Genomic DNA, 16,741 nt, shown 5'->3' with positions numbered 1-16,741 from the left:
AATCCCATGCAGCACACCAAGAAGGCAGTCGTCGCCGGCGTCGCACTGCTCACTGCGTTCACCCTTGCCGGCTGCGCCGGCGGCAACGGTGGAGGCAGCGGCGACGGGGCAGCAGACCCCGCCGCGTGCGCCCCCTCCGACGGCAAGGTGACCCTCGACTTCACGTCGTGGATCCCGGGCATCGAGGACGCCGCGAAGATGTGGAACGACGAGAACCCCGACATCCAGGTCAAGGTCCAGACGGGCCCCAACGGCAACTCCGGCACGTACGCGAGCTTCTTCAGCCAGCTCGAGGCAGGTAACGCCCCCGACCTCGGCCAGATCGAGTACGACGCGCTGTCGAGCTTCCGCGTGCAGGACGGTCTCGAGGACCTGTCCGCGTGCGAGGACGTCGTCGCCGCGAAGGACGAGTTCATCCCGTGGACCTGGAACCAGGTCACTCTCGGCTCCGACGGCGTCTACGGCATCCCACAGGACTCGGGCCCCATGGCGCTGTTCTACCGCTCGGACCTGTTCGAGCAGAACAACATCGCCGTTCCGACGACGTGGGATGAGTACAAGGAAGCCGCCAAGGAGGTCCGCAAGACCGGTGGTTACATCACCAACTTCTCGACCGCCGACATCAACCAGTTCGCCGGCCTCGTTTGGCAGACCGGTGGCGACTGGTTCGCCAACGACGGCCAGGAGTGGAAGGTGAACCTGACGGGCGACGAGTCCAAGAAGGTCGCCGACTACTGGCAGGACCTGATCGACGAGGACCTCGTCTCCACCTACCCGGCCTGGACCGAGGAGTGGAACAACGCCTACAACTCGGGCAAGGTATGGAGCTGGAACTCGGCCGTGTGGGGCGCCAACTCCATCTCGTCCGGTGCTCCTGACACCGCCGGCAAGTGGTCGGTCGCTCCCTCTCCGCAGTGGGCTGCAGGCGAGACGGCCTCCGGTAACTGGGGCGGTTCGTCCGTCGCCGTCTTCAAGGGCACCGAGCACCCGTACGAGGCTGCGAAGTTCGCGCTGTGGCTGAACACGTCCGAAGAGGCGCTCACGGCTCTCAACAAGTCGGCGAACATCTACCCCGCCACCACCGAGGGTCTGAAGCTCCCCTCGCTGCAGGAGGGTGTGGAGTTCTACGGCGGACAGAAGATCTACGACGTCTTCGCCCAGGCTGCCTCCGAGGTCAACCCCGACTTCGTGTGGGGCCCGACCATGACGCAGACGTACGCCGACGTGTCCGACGGCTTCCAGAAGGCCGCCAGCGGCCAGGGAACGCTGCTCGAGGCGCTCGAGTCCGCGCAGACCAAGACGGTCGACGCCCTCAAGGCGCAGTCCATCCCCGTCTCCGAGTGATCACTCCCTGACACCCGTCATTCACTGACACCACGCATCCGCGCCGCGGGTCGGGCCTCCGGGCTCCGATCCGCGGCGCGGTCGTGTGTGCGAGGGATCACTCCTGTCGCGAGACCTGCTTGACCTTCTCGTAGGCGGCGAGCGCGTTCTGCCGCGTCGCCTTCAGATCGACCATCGGCATGGGCGGCTGGCCGTCGGCATCCGTGTACTCGGGCGCCCACCGCCCGATGTACTCGCGGCTCTTGTCGAACTTGTCGGCCTGCAGTTCGGGGTTGAAGACGCGGAAGTACGGTGCGGCGTCCGCGCCGGAGCCGGCGACCCACTGCCAGTTGAACGTGTTGCTCGCCCCGTCGGCGTCGACGAGGCAGTCCCAGAACCATTCCTCGCCGCGGCGCCAGTCGATCATCAGGTTCTTGATGAGGAAGGATGCCGTGATCATCCGCACGCGGTTGTGCATGTAGCCGGTCTCCCAGAGCTCCCGCATGCCGGCATCCACCATCGCGTACCCCGTCTGCCCCTTCTGCCAGGCACGGAGGGCGCTCGGCTTGAGACGCGGCCAGGGGAAGGCGTCGAACTCCGGCCGCAGGTTCTTCGTCGCGAGATCGGGGAAGTGGTACAGCGTGTGCCAGGCGAACTCGCGCCACCCGATCTCGGAGAGGAAGCCCGAGGCGCCCGGGGTCTCGACGGCGGCGTGCCACACCGTGTGCGGGCTCAGCTCGCCCCAGCGCAGCCGCGGCGACAGCAGCGAGGTCGCTCCCGCCGAGGGACGGTCCCTCGCGTCGTCATAGTGGCCCAGGTCCTCGTCGAGGAACTCCCTCAGCCGCGCCTGCGCCGCGGGTTCGCCCGGCTCCCACGTGTCGCGAAGGCCCTGCGCCCAGTCGGGCTCGGTCGGCAACAGGTCCCAGTCGTCCAGGTCGTCCGAGGCGGGATACCGCGACGGTCCCGGCACCTCGCGCGGCTCCGGCAGCGGAGCGCGAGGCGCCGGCTGCGCGAGGCACGCGCGCCAGAACGGGCTGTAGACCGAGAAGTGCTTCCCCGCTCCGGTGGTGATGGTCCACGGCTCGAAGAGGAGGGATGCCGCGAACGACGCGACCTCCACGTCGCCCTCCCGCAGGTCCGACTTGAGAGCCGCGTCGATCTCGCGCTCGGGTCCGCCGTAGCGGCGGTTCCAGAAGACCGCCCCCGCGCCGGCATCCTCCACCGCCTCGCGGACGACCCGGTGAGCCGGGCCGCGGCGGAGGATGAGGCGGGAGCCGCGCTCGGCGAGACGCTCGGCGAGGGAGGCGAGGGAATGGTGCAGCCACCAGCGTGCCGCGCCGCCGAGCGGACGGATGCCGTCGCTCTCCTCATCGAGCACGTAGAGCCCGATCACCGGCTCGCCCCTGTCGAGGGCGGCACGGAGGGCCGGGTGATCGGCGAGGCGGAGGTCGTCGCGGAACCAGACGATCGAAGGGGACGGCATCCCCTCATCCTGGCCGTCGGCGCCGGGCGATGCCGCCCCTTGCAATCCGGCGCCGGATCGCTCAGGGGGCCGGCTCAGACGGCGTCGACCGAGTGCCCGCGGGGGATGGCGAGGGTCAGCCCGCCGGCCACGACGCGCACCGCGATCCGCGTCGCCTCGCCGAATTCGTCGCCGTCGAGCTGCACGGGGTGCGCTTCTTCGGCGGCGAGGTCGATGCCCTTGCCACGCGAATACCGGACGGAGTTGTCGGCCGTCCGGACGGCGAGGATCTTGCGTCCGGCGCGGAACTTCCGCAGCACGCTGTTGTCCCACGCGAGGCGTCGCCAGACCAGCAGCCACCCCAGGGCCGTTCGCGGCTGCAGGATGGCGACGTCGAGCTCGCCGTCGGTGATGGATGCCTCGGGGATGAGCTCGAGCCCCGCCTGAAGTGAGCCGCAGTTGGCGAACAGGACGCTCTGCACGTCCGCGCGGTGGATGCGGTGGCCCGGCACCTGGTAGACGACGGGGAACGGCTTGGCCTGCGCGATGGAGCGGGCCGCGCCGTCGACGTAGGCCACCCAGCCGACCTTCTTCTTGAGGTCGCTGTTCGTGTTCGCGATCATGGCGGCGTCGAGCCCCATGCCGCCCATCACGACGAACGCGTGCTCGGTGGTCTCGCCCTCGGGCCGCCGCAGCTGGGCGAGACCCACGTCGATCGCGAGGGTGTCGCCGTCGAAGGTCGCGGCGATCATGGCCGACGGGTCGGTGAGGGGGAGTCGCAGGTTGCGGGCGAGGAGGTTGCCGGTACCGCTCGGGACGATCGTGAGCGGCACGCTCGAACCGGTCATGGCCTCGCTGACGGCGCGGACGGTGCCGTCGCCTCCGGCGACCAGGACCGCGTCGACTCCTTCCGACAGAGCCTGACGTGCGACGTCGTCGCCGAGGTCGTCGACCGTGGTCTCGTAGAAGAGGGGCTCGGACCAGCCGGCATCCTTCGCCGCCTGCGCCACCTGCTCACGGAGCTGATCACCGTCGACCTTGATCGGGTTGTAGACCAGCGCCGCCTTGGGGCTCGGGCGGCCGTCGACATCGGGCATCGGCTCGGTCGACCCGCTCCGGTCGACGCGACGCGCCTCTCCGGTGTCGCCGTCCTGCGTGTCGGGTGCGACGTCGTCGGGCTCGCGGATCACGCCGTCGGGTTCGGCCGCGGTCGCCGGATCGTGCGCGTCGTCGGAGCGGTGCGTCGTGCCGGGGTCGGTCGCCATGCGTACAGGATAGGGCCCCGCATCCGTCTGGCAGGGCCCCCTTGCGCTCGCGCGTTCCCCGCACCAGGGCTGGGCCCGCAGGGGCCGCGACTAGACTCGTCGGGTGATCGATCTCGCCCTCCTCCGTGACGCCCCTGACCTCGTGAAGCGCTCGCAGGAAGCCCGCGGCGAGTCGCCCGACACCGTCGACGACGCGCTCGCCGCCGACAAGGAGCGCCGCACGGCGATCACCACCTTCGAGGAGCTCCGCGCCGAGCAGAACGCGCACGGCAAGCGTGTCGCGAAGGCGCCGAAGGACGAGAAGGCCGCCCTGGTCGCCGAGGCGAAGGAACTCAGCGAGCGGGTGAAGGCCGCGCAGCAGGCCGTGACCGTGGCAGAGGATGCCGCGTCCGCCGCGCTCGCGCGCATCGAGAACATCGTCATCGACGGCGTCCCGGCCGGTGGTGAGGACGACTTCGTCACCCTCCGCACGCACGGCGAGCCGGTCTCCTTCGACTTCGAGCCGCGCGACCACCTCGCCCTCGGCGAGATGCTCGGCGCGATCGACACCGAGCGCGGTGCGAAGGTGTCGGGTGCGCGGTTCACCTTCCTCACCGGCATCGGCGCGCGCCTCGAGCTCGCGATCATGAACCTCGGGATGCAGCGGGCCCTCGAGGCCGGCTTCATCCCGGTCATCCCGCCGACCCTGGTCCGCGCCGAGGTCATGCGCGGCACCGGGTTCCTCGGTCAGCACGCCGACGAGGTCTACCGACTCGACGACGACGACCTCTACCTCGTCGGCACGAGCGAGGTGCCCCTCGCCGGATACCACATGGACGAGATCCTCGACCTCGAGCGCGGTGCGAAGCGCTACGCGGGCTGGTCGACCTGCTACCGGCGCGAGGCCGGGTCGTACGGCAAGGACACCCGCGGCATCATCCGGCTGCACCAGTTCAACAAGCTCGAGATGTTCGTCTACACGACGCCCGAGGACGCCGAGGCGGAGCACCTGCGCCTCGTCGAGATGCAGGAGCGGATGCTGCAGGACCTCGGCCTCTCGTACCGGGTCATCGACGTCGCCGCCGGTGATCTGGGCTCGTCCGCCGCCCGCAAGTACGACGTGGAGGCGTGGGTCCCGACCCAGGGCGCGTACCGCGAGCTCACGTCGACGTCGAACTGCACGACGTATCAGGCCCGTCGCCTCGACATCCGTCACCGTCCCGAGGGCGGTCGCACCGCTCCCGTCGCGACGCTGAACGGCACGCTCGCCACGACCCGCTGGATCGTCGCGCTGCTCGAGACGCACCAGCGCGAAGACGGCTCGGTCGTCATCCCCGAGGTCCTCCGCCCGTACCTGGGCGGCCTCGAGGTGGCGGAGCCGATCGCGTGACTCTGTCTGCAGACGAGGCGGCCGAGGTCGTCGAGGAGATCGCGACGGATGCCGCCGAGCCCCCGCGCGAGCGGTTGCTCATCGCCCTCGACGTCGACGGCACGATCCTGCTCGAGGACGAGACCTACAGCCCCGGCGTCGTCGACGCGATCGCCGATGCGCAGCGCGCCGGGCACGAGGTCATGCTCGCGACGGGGAGATCGTGGGAGAGCACGGGCAGGATCATCGAGCGCCTGGCGATCACGCCCGAGTACGTCGTCTGCTCCAACGGTGCGGTGATCCTGAAGCGCACGGGGCCCATCGACTCACCCGTGTACGACCGGTTCCACACCGAGCAGTTCGACGCCACCGAGGTGCTCACGCTTCTGCGCGATCACCTGCCGACGGCGCGCTACATGGTCGAGCTTCCCAGCGGTCGCCGCCTGTTCACGCACCACATGGATGACTGGAACCTCGCGAACGCCGACCGGGTGAGCTTCGAGGAGCTCTCGGCCGACCCCGTCTCGCGTGTCGTCGTCGTGTCGGAGCAGGACACCGATGAGGACTTCGTCGAGTTGGTCGCGCGCATCGGCCTCAACAAGGTCTCGTATGCCGTCGGCTGGTCGGCCTGGCTCGACATCGCCCCGCAGGGCGTCGACAAGGCGACCGGGCTCGAGCTCGTCCGCGGCTGGCTGGGCATCGAGCCGCAGAACGTCGTCGTCATCGGCGACGGACGCAACGACATCGGCATGTTCCGGTGGGCGCGGGCCCATGGCGGACGCGCGATCGCGATGGGCCAAGGCCCCGAAGAGGTGCTGTCCGAGGCGTCGGAGCTCACGGCATCCGTCACCGAGGGCGGCGTCACGGCGGTGCTGAAGGCCCTCTGACCTGGCCGTTCAGGCGTCCCCCAGGCGTTCCCGCGAGAATGGACGGGTTCTGGGGTCGGCTAGACTCGGCCTGTTCGACCGCCGCCGTTCGGCGGGGTCGGGAGGGTTGTCCGAGCGGCCGAAGGATCCGGTCTTGAAAACCGGTGGGCAGCAATGTCCCGTGGGTTCGAATCCCACACCCTCCGCACTGTCCGAAAGGTGATCCGTGAGCGCTAGGCACGATGCGAAGGCGACGAAGTTCCGCCGCCAACCCGTGGCTCGTCACGGTGAGCTGACCTCCCCGCATCCGCTCCGTCAGGTCTTCACGATCCTGGCTGCCGTCGTCGCCGTCGTCCTCGTGAGTACGACGGCGATCGGCGGGTTCTACGTGTGGGACGCCGCACGCAGCCTCAGCGACAACGGCGTCTCGATCGGCGACGAGGGTTCGGAGCTGCCGCCGCACATCGGTGAGATCGAGGGCGGCGTCAACATGCTCGTCGTCGGCACCGACTCGTGCGAGGGCCAGGATCTGAAACTGTTCCCGCGCTGCAAGCACGACGACGGCGGTGAGCGCAACGACGTCACGATGCTCGTGCACATCAGCGATGCGCCCCGCCGCGTGACCGTCGTCTCGTTCCCCCGCGACATGATCGTGCCCATCCCCTCGTGCCAGAACCCCGAGGGCGGCTCGTACCCGGCGATGAGCGCGCAGATGATCAACGTCTCCTACAGCTACGGCGGGCTGGGATGCTCGGTCGCCACCGTCGAGGAGCTGACGGGCGTCGACATCCAGTTCGCGGCGGCGATCCGCTGGACGGGCGTCATCAACATGTCCGACGCCATCGGCGGCGTCGACGTGTGCCTCAGCGACGACATCAAGGACAAGCACACGGGACTGAACCTCAAGAAGGGCGAGCAGACGCTCGTCGGCGCGCAGGCGCTGCAGTTCCTCCGCATCCGTCACGGCATCGGCGACGGATCGGACCTCGGCCGCATCTCCAACCAGCAGCAGTTCATGAGCTCGCTGGTCCGCAAGCTGCAGTCGGGTGCGGTCCTCTCGAACTACCCGGCACTCCTGAACCTCGCGAACACCGCGATCCGTCAGGTGAACGAGAAGCAGCTCGTCCTGAGTGAATCGCTCACCAACCCGCAGCGCATGGTGCAGATCGCCATGGCCGTCGCCGACGTCCCGTACAAGGACATCGTCTTCGTCCAGTACCCCACGGTGTACGCGCCCGGGGGCGCGCGCGTCCTGCCGGTCTCGTCGGCCGCGGACGTGCTGTTCACGGCGCTGTCCGAGAACAAGCCCATCAGGGTGACCGGTTCGGCCAGCGGCGGCAACGGCGTCGAGGTCGTCGGCGAGGCTGAGGGCGACGGCGGCACGCCGGGCGCAACCGGCACGCCCGGCGCGACCGACACGCCGACTCCGGGTGCAACCGGGGAGGCCACCCCGGGCGCCGACGACGGCACCGTCGAGCTGCCCGGCGAGATCACGGGGCAGTCGGCGAACGAAGTGACCTGCACGGTCGCGCAGCGCTGACGGCCGGTTCGGTACCGGTCCGCGGAACCGTTATGCTTGCGGGGTGCATTCGCGCCGTTCGCGGTCGGATGCCTGGAGACGTCGCATAGTCAGGCCTAGTGCACCACCCTGCTAAGGTGGAGTCCCCTTACGGGGACCGAGGGTTCAAATCCCTCCGTCTCCGCAGTGAAAAGCCCCGGTATACCTGGGCTTTTCTGTTTCTGAACGTCCGTCTCACGGGGCGTCGACGCGGTCGTGCTCGTCTGTCGTCCTCGCACTGCTCAGGGTGAGCGCCCCGATGATCGAGATCGCGCCGACGGCGATGGCAACCGCGATGAAGGCGATCTGCTCGCCGTGGAAGTACGTGGACGTCAGGGCCGGGCTCCAGGTGCCGTCGGGAAGCGTCGCGGCCACCAGTACCGCGATCACCGTGCCCACGAAGGCCGTTCCGATGCTCGACCCGACCTCCTGTGCGGTGTCGTTGAGTGCGGCGCCCATCGATGTGCGGTCCTCGGGCACGGCCCCGATGAGGGCGACCGCGCAGATGCTCATGACGGTGCGCAGGCCCGCCGTCATGACGACCATGGCGACCGCGATGGCGAGGTAATCCTGCTCGACGGCCCAGGCCATGGCTCCCAGGCCGGCTGTCAGCAGCACGGCACCGATGACGCAGGCGATGCGGTGTCCGAATCGGCGGATCAGCGACTCGGTGAGCGGGGTGGCGAGGATCATGGTCAGGATGAGGGGCAGGTTGGCGAGCCCCGCGGCCATCGGGCTCCATCCCCAGGCGTACTGGAAGTGCAGGATGAGCGCGAACATCACGCTCGCCATGGCCACGGAGCTGCCGATCTGCGCGAGCGCCGCACCGCGGATCGTGCCCACGGAGAAGAGGGAGAGGTCGATCATCGGGGCCGAGGATCGGCGTTCGTTCACGATGAAGAGAACGATGGATGCCGCGGCGCCGATCCCGACGAGCAGTGTGACCGGAGCGAACCATCCGAACTGGACTCCGCTCGTCAGTGCGTAGCAGGAGAGCCCGAGGGCCATCACGCTCAACGCCGCCCCGGTCAGATCGAGGCGGTCTCGCGTCAGTCCGCGCGGGTCGTCGGCGGGGACGCCCAGGCGCACTCCGACTCCGGCGAGGAGGGCGATCGGAGCGTTGATCAGCAACAGCCACTGCCAGGGCAGGTGCGTGAGGATGGTGCCGCCGAGCAGGGGGCCCACGACGAAGCCCGACATGCCGACGACCATCATGAGGGTGATCGCCCGCATCCGCAGGGCGGCGTCGTCGAAGAGGCGGAACACGAGCGAGTTCGTGATCGGGGCCATCGCGGCGGCGGCGACGCCGAGCGCGGCGCGGACCGCGATGAGCCCGCCGATGCTGTTCACGAGGAGGACGGCCAGGCTGACCACGCCGAACGTCGCGAGGCCGATCTGCAGGACCCGCCGCCGGCCGAAGCGATCGGCGATGGAGCCGGCGGTGAGCAGCAGCCCGCCGAACGTCAGCGAGTACGCCCCGGTGATCCACTGCAATCCCGTCGTGTCCCCGCCGAGGTCTCGGCCGATGGTCGGGAGGGCGATGGACAGCAGGGTGTTGTCGACCATCTCTACGAAGAAGGCGAGACAGAGCGCAGCGAGCGGAATCCACGCGGCTCTGAGAGAGGTGTAGACGCGGGGGGAGGTGGTGGTCACCGTCATGAGAGCTCTTCCTATCGAACAGCGTTCGACTATCGAGCGCCGTTCGATACGATAGAACGATGTTCGATAGATCACAACACTCGGTTTCCCGTGTGATGTGATGGCTGTCATGACCGAGCAGGCGCAACCACCCCGCCGACGCGCCCGCGCTCCGCGCGAGCGCTCTCGAACGTCGCATTCCATCGACGCCGTCATCGCCGGCGCGATCGAGATCCTCGACGAGTCGGGATCGCAGGGGCTGACGACGCGGGCGCTGGCGACCCGGCTCGGCGGCGGGCCGGCGAGCATCTACTGGTACGTCTCGGGACGGGAAGAGCTCCTCGACCTGGCCGCCGATTCCGTGCTCGGGGGCGTCCTGGCCGCCGTATCAGACGTGGGTCGCGAGGGGAGCGGCGATCCGATCGAGAACGTGAGGACGATCGCCGTCGCGATGTTCGATGTCATCGTCGATCGCCCCTGGCTCGGGGCGTATGCCATGCGCAACACGGCGCGACAGGTCCATTCGCTTCAGCTGTACGAGAAGCTGGGCGAGCAGATCATGCGCCTGGGGCTCTCGCCGCGGGACTGCTTCCATGCGACATCGGCGATCGTGGGGTTCGTCATCGGCACCGCCGCCGACATGGGGCAGCAGCTCCCTCCGGAGGTCGCGTCCGGCGACGTGGGCCGCGACGAGTATCTCGCCGGAGCCGTCCACCAGTGGCGGGCCCTCGATCCCGAGGAGTACCCGTTCATCCACCACATCGTGGACGAATTCGCCGGTCACGATGATCGTGACCAGTTCCGGGCAGGGCTCGATCTTCTCCTCGACGGACTCCACCTCAGCGCAGGTCGCTGATCGGAGGCGGCGTCGGTGTCAGCCGGCGACCGCTTCGTCCTGATCGGGCTCGGGGACGACCCGCAGCCCGCCGGGCGAGTTCGCCGTCGACATCAGCGCGTCGATCCAGGCCGGGTTGATCGGCCCGATGGCGCGCGAGTGGTAGCGGATGTCCCAGCTCGTCGACACCCCGACCCAGCGCGAGACTCGCCCGCTGCCCAGGCTGGGGTCGACGGTCCACGTGAGGATGAACGGCTCGCGGCGTCGGAGCTTCGCCACCATCACGACCTCGAGATGACCGAGGAGACGGTCATCGAATGTGACCGTCTCGCTGCCGAAGGCCAAGCGTCCCATTCCACCAAGCTTACGGCGTAAGCAGACAAACGAGTGCGAGAAGAGAGAGGATCGGGAAGGAGGCTCCCATGAGCAATCAGTCCGAGCGGTCATCCGGTGCGAGGTTGAGTCGCGCCGCCATCATCGATGCAGCGCTGAGCCTCGTCGACCTCAAGGGTCCGGCGGGCCTGTCGATGCGCGCTCTGGGGGCGGAGCTGGGCGTCGAGGCGATGTCGCTCTACCGTCATGTGCACGGCAAAGAGGATCTTCTCGAAGGCGTCGTCGACGAACTGACGGCCGAACTCGTCGTGGTCATGGAGCGCGAGGCCGAGGGGCACTGGCAGACCTTCCTCCAGAACGTCGCGCACGCGGTGCGGGACATCGCCGTCGCGCACCCCCGCGCATTCCCGCTGATCGCGACCCGGCATCCCGCCGCGCCCTGGCTCCGGCCACCGCTGCGGAGCATCGAGGCGGTGGACATCTTCCTCCGGGTGCTGCTTCAGCACGGCTTCACGGACGAGCAGGCCGTCGGGGCGTACCGGGGGTTCAGCAGCTTCCTCATCGGTCAGTTGCTGCTGGAGGCAGCCGTGCGCGGTGCCGACGTCGGGGGGACGCTCGCCGGCCAGGGGGAGACCGGGCCGGTTTCCACCGGCGAGGCGCAGATCGCCTCCCTGGATGATGCCCCCGAGGTGCGGCGCCTGCGACCGCTGCTGAGCGAGGACCACAGCAAAGAGGAGTTCGACACCGCCCTCGAGATCCTCCTCGACCGGCTCGAGGTCGACCTCTCGCTGTAGGAGCGATGGTGCGCGCATGCGCGATTAGCACGATCTGCGGGCCGATGTCGATCCGCGATGCGCGCGAACGTCAAGGACGGTAACGACCGGTCACGGAGCGTCTCGCAAGTCGTCCTCGAGGTCGCGGCGGGCTAGGAATGTCGCAGTCACAGCGAACATCCACGCCCGGCGCACCACGAGGAGACCATCCCATGTCAGACCAGAACCAGACCCCGCAGAGCGACCTCCGCGCCGCCGTCGCGGGAGACAAGAAGCGCACCCGGATCGGCATCGCGATCGCGATCGCCGTCGTCGCGGTCGGCGCGATCGTCGGCGGAGTCGCCCTCGCGCTCCCGGCGCTCCGGCCCGCCGATGCCGCCGCGGCCGGCGGTGCAAGCCCAGCTGAGCCGATCAGCGTCAAGATCGCCGTGTCGGAGGACAGCCCGTTCCAAGATGCGGTCAAGGAGGTCGCCGCCGAGAAGGGCCTGAACATCGAGTGGGTCAACGTCCAGGACTGGGTCCTGCCCAACACCGAGCTCGCCGCCGGCACGGTCGACGCCAACGCCTTCCAGCACATCCTGTACCTCAGCGCCTTCAACACCGAGAACGGTTCAGACCTCACCCCCGTCTTCTCGACGCTCATCACGCAGTGGGGGATCTTCTCCGCGACCGCGAAATCCCTCGACGACATCGGGGACGGCGCGAAGATCGCCATCCCCGACGACCCCTCCAACGGCGGTCGCGCGCTCAACATCCTCGAGGCCGCCGGCCTCATCACCCTCTCGGCCGACAAGGGCGACTTCCCCGCCGTCGAGGACATCACGGCGAACCCGAAGAAGCTCCAGTTCACCGAGATCCCCGCGACGTCGATCGCTCAGCAGTTCACCGACCCGAGCCTGGCTGCGGTCGTCGTGGGCACGTCGTACTTCGACCCGAGCCAGAACATCGGCTCCGACGATGCGCTCTTCCTCGACAAGGCGCTCTCCGAGCAGAACCTGCCGTACGTCAACGTCATCGCCACCCGTGAGGACAACAAGGACAACCCCGCGTGGAAGATCCTCAAGGACGTCTACGCCGACAAGCGCGTCGCGGCGGCCAACGAGAAGGAGAACCAGGGCTCCGTGGTGCTCGTCGACGTCCCGGTCGAGCAGCTCCGGACCAAGCTCGCCGACCTCGAGAAGCAGGCCGCGAAGAACTGACGGCTGCCGCTCGCGACCGCACCCGGCTGAGATGAGGAACCCATGAGCACCGCCATCGCCTTCGAGAACGTCTCCAAATCCTTCACGTCGAAGGGACGCACGGTCGACGCCCTCCGCGACGTCAGCCTGACGGTCGAGAAGGGCGAGATCTTCGGGATCGTCGGCTTCTCGGGCGCCGGCAAATCGACCCTGCTGCGCACGGTCAATGCGCTCGAGCGGCCGACGAGCGGAAGGGTCGTCGTCGACGGTCGCGAGATCTCAGCCCTCCAGGGCCGTGCCCTGTACGCCGCGCGGCAGCGCATCGGCATGGTGTTCCAGCAGTTCAATCTGCTCGAGTCGCGGAACGTCTACAAGAACGTCGCCTACCCGCTGCGGCTGGCGGGCCTCTCCGAGGCCGAGACCCTCGACCGCGTCGAGGAGCTGCTGCGGTTCGTCGGGCTCACCGACAAGGCGCTCGCGTACCCGTCGCAGCTGTCGGGCGGCCAGAAGCAACGCGTGGGCATCGCTCGCGCGCTGGCCACCCGGCCCGACGTCCTCATCTCGGATGAGGCGACGAGCGCACTCGACCCGCAGACGACGGGTGAGGTCCTGGCCCTCCTCCGGCGGGTGAATGAGGAGTACGGCGTCACCATCCTGCTCGTCACCCACGAGATCGACGTGGTCCGCGAGCTCGCTCACAAGGTCGCGGTCATGGAGGACGGCGCGGTCGTCGAGCACGGCAGCATCTACGACGTCTTCTCCTCGCCGCGGCATCCGACCACCCGACGATTCGTGTCGTCGGTGCTGCACCACATCCCGTCCGCCGAGGCGCTCGCGAAGATCCGCGCCGTCCATCGCGGACGCCTCGTCCAGCTGCACGTCGAGGACCGTGATACCAACCACCCGTTGCTCTCACAGGTCTCCCGCGCGCACGACGTCGACGTCAACGTCGTCTTCGGGGGCGTCGACGAGCTGCAGGGCCGGTTGTTCGGCAGCTTGACGGTGGAGCTCCTCGGAACGGATGCGGCCGTGGATGCCGCCATCGCGGGTCTCCGCGAGACGACCACGGTTTCGGAGCTGCCGGCCCCGGACGCCCGGACGAGCGAGAAGGAGGCCGTTCATGCGTGACTTCGACCCGAACGCCTTCTTCCCCCGCTTCTGGGTCGCCGTCGGCGAGACCGGGCTCATGGTGGTCGTCGCCTTCGCGGGAGCCGCCGTCATCGGCGTACTGCTCGGGCTGCTGCTCTACGCGAGCCGCCCCGGCAACCTCCTCCAGAACCGGGCGATCTTCGCGGTGCTGAACCTCGTCATCAACGTGGTCCGTCCGATCCCGTTCCTGATCGTGGCGATCGCCCTCATCCCGCTCACGAGGTCTCTCTTCGGCACCGGGCTCGGCCCCCTGCCGCAGACGATCCCGCTCATCATCGTCGCGTGCGTCGCCATCGCCCGCGTCTCGGAATCGAACCTCGTCGCGGTGAGCCCCGGGTCCATCGAGGCGGGGGCTGCGATGGGTGCGAGTCCCGCCCGGGTGCTCTTCACCATCGTCGTGCCCGAGGCCCTCGGCCCGCTCACCCTGGGGCTGACCTACATCCTGGTCGCGCTCGTCGACGCGACGGCGGTCGCGGGAGTGCTCGGCGGCGGCGGACTCGGGTCGCTCGCCATGAACTACGGATACCAGCGCTTCGACTGGATCTCGGTCGGCATAGTCGTCCTCGCCCTCATCGTGCTCGTCCAGCTCGCCCAGTTCCTCGGCAACGCCGTGGCGCGGAAGGTGATGCACCGGTGACCGGGCGATTCGAGGACCTCCTCGCTCGCGTCGCAGTCGACGCGCCGCAGCGCGAGCGCGAGCGGCGCCTGCTGACCGCGGAGCTCGCCGAGCTGCGCGAGATCGGCTTCGGCACGTGGCGGGTGCCTGCGGCATCTGGGGGTTCCCCGATCTCGCTGGAGGAGCAGTTCGCCCGCCTCATCCGGCTGTCCGCCGCGGATGCCAGCCTCGGCCACGTCTGGCGCGGTCACCTCGCGTTCGTCGAGTCGCTCCGGCAGCAGCCGATCGAGCTGGCGCAGCCGTGGTTCGAGCGGATCCTCGCGGGGGATTTCGTGGGGAACGCGCAGTCCGAACGGCACGACACGGCGCACCTCGAGACGCGGATCGACCGCACGAGCGGCGAGCCGCTGCTGTCGGGGCGGAAGTACTACACGACCGGCAGCATCTACGCGGACTGGATCCACCTCGCGGCCCTCGACGGGGACGAGCGGGTCGCGGTCACGGTGTCGGCCCACCACCCAGGGGTCCGTTCGACCGACGACTGGGACGGGTTCGGGCAGCTGCTCACGGGAAGCGGGACGACGGTGTTCGATCGCGCGCCGGTGGCGGAGGACGGCATCCTCGTGGCGCCCGCCGAAGGCGCTGAGGCGCGCGGACACCACCTGGGGGCGATCCTCCAGCTCACCCTCCTCGCCGTCATCGCCGGCATCGCCCAGCGCGCCCTCGACGACACCGTCGAGTTCGTGACCCCGCGGCGGCGGACCTTCGGGTTCGCGGGCGAGACGCTTCCGCGCGAGGACCCGCTCGTGCAGCTCGTGGTGGGGGAGCTCGACGTCGTCGCGGCGACGACCCGTCGGCTCGTGCTGTCGGTCGCCGCTGACCTGGGCGCAGCATCCGATCGGGGAGCGAGCGCGACGGAGATGCGCGAGATCCAGTTCGAGGTCTTCCGACTCCAGGAGCTCGTGCCTCGTCTGGTCCTCGACGCGACGACGCGCTTGTTCGAGGTGGGCGGCGCATCGGCGGTCGGCACGGGTCGAGCGCTCGACCGTCATTGGCGCAATGTCCGCACGATCGCCTCGCACAATCCGGTCATCCAGCGCACGCGTGCGCTCGGTCAGGTCGCCCTCACCGGCACGCTGCCGGCGTGGCAGGCGCCGGGAGCGCAGGCGCCCCGTCCTGCGGAGGTCGCGCTCGCATGACACGGGTCGCCGATGCGGTGGAACGCTTCGCCCCCGTCTTCGACGAGGTCGGGCGGGATGCCGTCGCCCGCGAACTCGCGCGGAGACTGCCGCACGACGAGGTCGCTCTTCTCCGGCGCGCCGGGTTCACCCGGGTGACGGTGCCTGAGGAGTTCGGCGGCGGCGGTGAGCCGCCATCGGTGCTGTTCGCCCTCCTCGCCGAGCTCGGCCGTCGTGATCCGAATCTCGCGCAGCTGCTCCGTTCGCATTTCTCCTTCGTCGATCGGACGATCCTGTCGCCCGATTCCGAGGAGCGCTCCCGCAGGCTCGCCCTGGTGGCAGGCGGCGCCATCATCGGCAACGCGACCCACGAGCGATCGTCGGCGAAGGTCGGCGCGCTGTCGACGACGTTGACGGGGTCGACCGATGGGCTCCGCCTCAACGGCACGAAGTACTACAGCACCGGGACGCTGTTCTCCGACCTCGTCTCCGTCGCCGCGCAGGACGACGACGGGGCTCTCGTCGCGGCACTCGTGCCGACGGCGGCGGCCGGAGTCGACGTCGTCGACGACTGGCGCGGCTTCGGTCAGCGCCTCACCGGGAGCGGGACGACCGTCTTCCGCTCGGTCGTCGTCGACGAGGATGCCGTCGCCCGCCGCGTCGTCGGCGGTCCGTCGCACGGCGGGGCGTTCGTCCAGCTGGTCCTCCTGGCCGCCGCCGCGGGGATCGGGCGCGCGATCGTCGACGACGCGGTCGCGTTCGTGCAGAAGCGCACCCGGACCTACAGTCATGCCTCGGCCGCGACGGCCCGTGAGGACCCGCTCGTGCAGGAGACCGTCGGTCGGCTGTCGGCGCTGTCGTTCACGGCGGATGCCGCGCTCACGGCCGCGGTCGCGGGACTCGACGCGTCGGTCGCCGCCCAGTCCGCCGGTGTCTCGGGTGATGCGCTGCGCGACGTGATCGCCCCCGTCGAGGCAGCGACGGCCCGCGCGCAGCTCGTCGTCCTCCCCGCCGTGCTCGAGGCGGCCACTCTGCTCTTCGAGGTCGGTGGGGCCAGTGCGGTCGACGCCGACCTCGCCCTGGACCGACACTGGCGTAACGCCCGAACCCTGGCATCCCACAATCCCCTCGCCTTCAAGGCGCGCGCACTCGGCGACCTGCTGCTCAACGACACCCCCGTGCCCGGGTGGTGGAGCACCGGCGAAGCCTGATCCGCAGC

15 protein-coding genes and 2 tRNA genes are annotated in these 16,741 nt (G+C 69.3%); 13 read left to right on the top strand and 4 right to left on the bottom strand.

Features of this window, described 5'->3' with window-relative positions:
• Positions 1 to 6 precede the first annotated feature (6 nt).
• A complete protein-coding gene (locus BLR68_RS13450; protein WP_018185586.1) occupies positions 7 to 1,344 on the top strand; it encodes an ABC transporter substrate-binding protein in 1,338 nt (445 codons plus the stop codon).
• Between the two features lie 97 nt (positions 1,345 to 1,441).
• Here the strand turns inward: BLR68_RS13450 and BLR68_RS13445 are convergent, their stop codons facing one another.
• Positions 1,442 to 2,806, bottom strand: a complete 1,365-nt coding sequence (locus BLR68_RS13445; protein WP_018185585.1) for a cryptochrome/photolyase family protein — start codon at positions 2,804 to 2,806, stop codon at positions 1,442 to 1,444.
• Positions 2,807 to 2,880: 74 nt separating this feature from the next.
• Positions 2,881 to 4,050 (bottom strand): diacylglycerol/lipid kinase family protein, encoded by a 1,170-nt coding sequence (locus BLR68_RS13440; RefSeq protein ID WP_018185584.1) that lies wholly within the window; start codon positions 4,048 to 4,050, stop codon positions 2,881 to 2,883.
• Between the two features lie 103 nt (positions 4,051 to 4,153).
• On the opposite strand from BLR68_RS13440, the gene serS reads away from it, so the two are divergent.
• From serS to BLR68_RS13415, 5 genes are all read left to right on the top strand, one after another.
• Positions 4,154 to 5,419, top strand: coding sequence for a serine--tRNA ligase (serS, locus tag BLR68_RS13435; protein ID WP_018185583.1), 1,266 nt, complete (start codon positions 4,154 to 4,156; stop codon positions 5,417 to 5,419).
• Positions 5,416 to 6,285 (top strand): HAD-IIB family hydrolase, encoded by an 870-nt coding sequence (locus tag BLR68_RS13430; RefSeq protein WP_018185582.1) that lies wholly within the window; start codon positions 5,416 to 5,418, stop codon positions 6,283 to 6,285. The genes serS and BLR68_RS13430 overlap by 4 nt, the downstream gene beginning before the upstream one ends.
• Before the next feature lie 100 nt (positions 6,286 to 6,385).
• Positions 6,386 to 6,470 (top strand) — tRNA-Ser (locus BLR68_RS13425).
• A 68-nt stretch (positions 6,471 to 6,538) separates the two neighbouring features.
• A complete protein-coding gene (locus BLR68_RS13420; RefSeq protein WP_018185581.1) occupies positions 6,539 to 7,804 on the top strand; it encodes an LCP family protein in 1,266 nt (421 codons plus the stop codon).
• A gap of 74 nt (positions 7,805 to 7,878) precedes the next feature.
• Positions 7,879 to 7,967: transfer RNA gene (locus tag BLR68_RS13415), tRNA-Ser, on the top strand.
• Positions 7,968 to 8,017: 50 nt separating this feature from the next.
• Here BLR68_RS13415 and BLR68_RS13410 read toward each other — a convergent pair.
• Positions 8,018 to 9,481 (bottom strand): MFS transporter, encoded by a 1,464-nt coding sequence (locus BLR68_RS13410; protein ID WP_018185580.1) that lies wholly within the window; start codon positions 9,479 to 9,481, stop codon positions 8,018 to 8,020.
• 100 nt (positions 9,482 to 9,581) lie between these two features.
• On the opposite strand from BLR68_RS13410, the gene BLR68_RS13405 reads away from it, so the two are divergent.
• On the top strand, positions 9,582 to 10,316 hold the full coding sequence (locus BLR68_RS13405) for a TetR/AcrR family transcriptional regulator (RefSeq protein ID WP_018185579.1): 735 nt from the start codon (positions 9,582 to 9,584) through the stop codon (positions 10,314 to 10,316).
• An 18-nt stretch (positions 10,317 to 10,334) separates the two neighbouring features.
• Here the strand turns inward: BLR68_RS13405 and BLR68_RS13400 are convergent, their stop codons facing one another.
• Positions 10,335 to 10,649 (bottom strand): DUF7882 family protein, encoded by a 315-nt coding sequence (locus BLR68_RS13400; protein WP_018185578.1) that lies wholly within the window; start codon positions 10,647 to 10,649, stop codon positions 10,335 to 10,337.
• Positions 10,650 to 10,717: 68 nt separating this feature from the next.
• Between BLR68_RS13400 and BLR68_RS13395 the strand changes: the two genes are divergently transcribed.
• The 6 genes from BLR68_RS13395 to BLR68_RS13370 all read left to right on the top strand — a co-directional run bounded on the left by BLR68_RS13395 (position 10,718) and on the right by BLR68_RS13370 (position 16,733).
• A complete protein-coding gene (locus tag BLR68_RS13395) occupies positions 10,718 to 11,422 on the top strand; it encodes a TetR/AcrR family transcriptional regulator C-terminal domain-containing protein (RefSeq protein WP_018185577.1) in 705 nt (234 codons plus the stop codon).
• Positions 11,423 to 11,613: 191 nt separating this feature from the next.
• Positions 11,614 to 12,600: a MetQ/NlpA family ABC transporter substrate-binding protein gene (locus BLR68_RS13390; protein ID WP_018185576.1), complete on the top strand. Its 987-nt coding sequence runs from the start codon at positions 11,614 to 11,616 to the stop codon at positions 12,598 to 12,600.
• 42 nt (positions 12,601 to 12,642) lie between these two features.
• A complete protein-coding gene (locus BLR68_RS13385) occupies positions 12,643 to 13,707 on the top strand; it encodes a methionine ABC transporter ATP-binding protein (RefSeq protein ID WP_018185575.1) in 1,065 nt (354 codons plus the stop codon).
• Entirely contained in the window at positions 13,700 to 14,365 is a 666-nt protein-coding gene (locus BLR68_RS13380) for a methionine ABC transporter permease (RefSeq protein ID WP_018185574.1), read from the top strand. Before BLR68_RS13385 ends, BLR68_RS13380 begins: the two co-directional genes overlap by 8 nt.
• A complete protein-coding gene (locus BLR68_RS13375) occupies positions 14,362 to 15,543 on the top strand; it encodes an acyl-CoA dehydrogenase family protein (RefSeq protein ID WP_018185573.1) in 1,182 nt (393 codons plus the stop codon). The genes BLR68_RS13380 and BLR68_RS13375 overlap by 4 nt, the downstream gene beginning before the upstream one ends.
• Positions 15,540 to 16,733 carry an acyl-CoA dehydrogenase family protein gene (locus BLR68_RS13370; protein WP_018185572.1) on the top strand — a complete coding sequence of 398 codons (1,194 nt, stop codon included), beginning with the start codon at positions 15,540 to 15,542 and terminating at the stop codon, positions 16,731 to 16,733. The genes BLR68_RS13375 and BLR68_RS13370 overlap by 4 nt, the downstream gene beginning before the upstream one ends.
• Positions 16,734 to 16,741 lie beyond the last annotated feature (8 nt).

The organism is Microbacterium sp. 77mftsu3.1, from assembly GCF_900100525.1.
Lineage (GTDB): Bacteria > Actinomycetota > Actinomycetes > Actinomycetales > Microbacteriaceae > Microbacterium > Microbacterium aquilitoris.
The sequence above is the reverse complement of the archived record's forward strand: the minus strand, read 5'-3'. Positions and strand labels throughout refer to the sequence as shown.

Excerpts from the sequence above, each read along its gene's own strand:
- BLR68_RS13450 (WP_018185586.1), top strand. The coding sequence starts at position 7 with ATGCAGCACACCAAGAAGGCAGTCGTCGCCGGCGTCGCACTGCTCACT.
- BLR68_RS13445 (WP_018185585.1), bottom strand. The coding sequence starts at position 2,806 with ATGCCGTCCCCTTCGATCGTCTGGTTCCGCGACGACCTCCGCCTCGCC.
- BLR68_RS13440 (WP_018185584.1), bottom strand. The coding sequence starts at position 4,050 with ATGGCGACCGACCCCGGCACGACGCACCGCTCCGACGACGCGCACGAT.
- BLR68_RS13410 (WP_018185580.1), bottom strand. The coding sequence starts at position 9,481 with ATGACGGTGACCACCACCTCCCCCCGCGTCTACACCTCTCTCAGAGCC.
- BLR68_RS13405 (WP_018185579.1), top strand. The coding sequence starts at position 9,582 with ATGGCTGTCATGACCGAGCAGGCGCAACCACCCCGCCGACGCGCCCGC.
- BLR68_RS13400 (WP_018185578.1), bottom strand. The coding sequence starts at position 10,649 with ATGGGACGCTTGGCCTTCGGCAGCGAGACGGTCACATTCGATGACCGT.
- BLR68_RS13395 (WP_018185577.1), top strand. The coding sequence starts at position 10,718 with ATGAGCAATCAGTCCGAGCGGTCATCCGGTGCGAGGTTGAGTCGCGCC.
- BLR68_RS13390 (WP_018185576.1), top strand. The coding sequence starts at position 11,614 with ATGTCAGACCAGAACCAGACCCCGCAGAGCGACCTCCGCGCCGCCGTC.
- BLR68_RS13385 (WP_018185575.1), top strand. The coding sequence starts at position 12,643 with ATGAGCACCGCCATCGCCTTCGAGAACGTCTCCAAATCCTTCACGTCG.
- BLR68_RS13380 (WP_018185574.1), top strand. The coding sequence starts at position 13,700 with ATGCGTGACTTCGACCCGAACGCCTTCTTCCCCCGCTTCTGGGTCGCC.
- BLR68_RS13370 (WP_018185572.1), top strand. The coding sequence starts at position 15,540 with ATGACACGGGTCGCCGATGCGGTGGAACGCTTCGCCCCCGTCTTCGAC.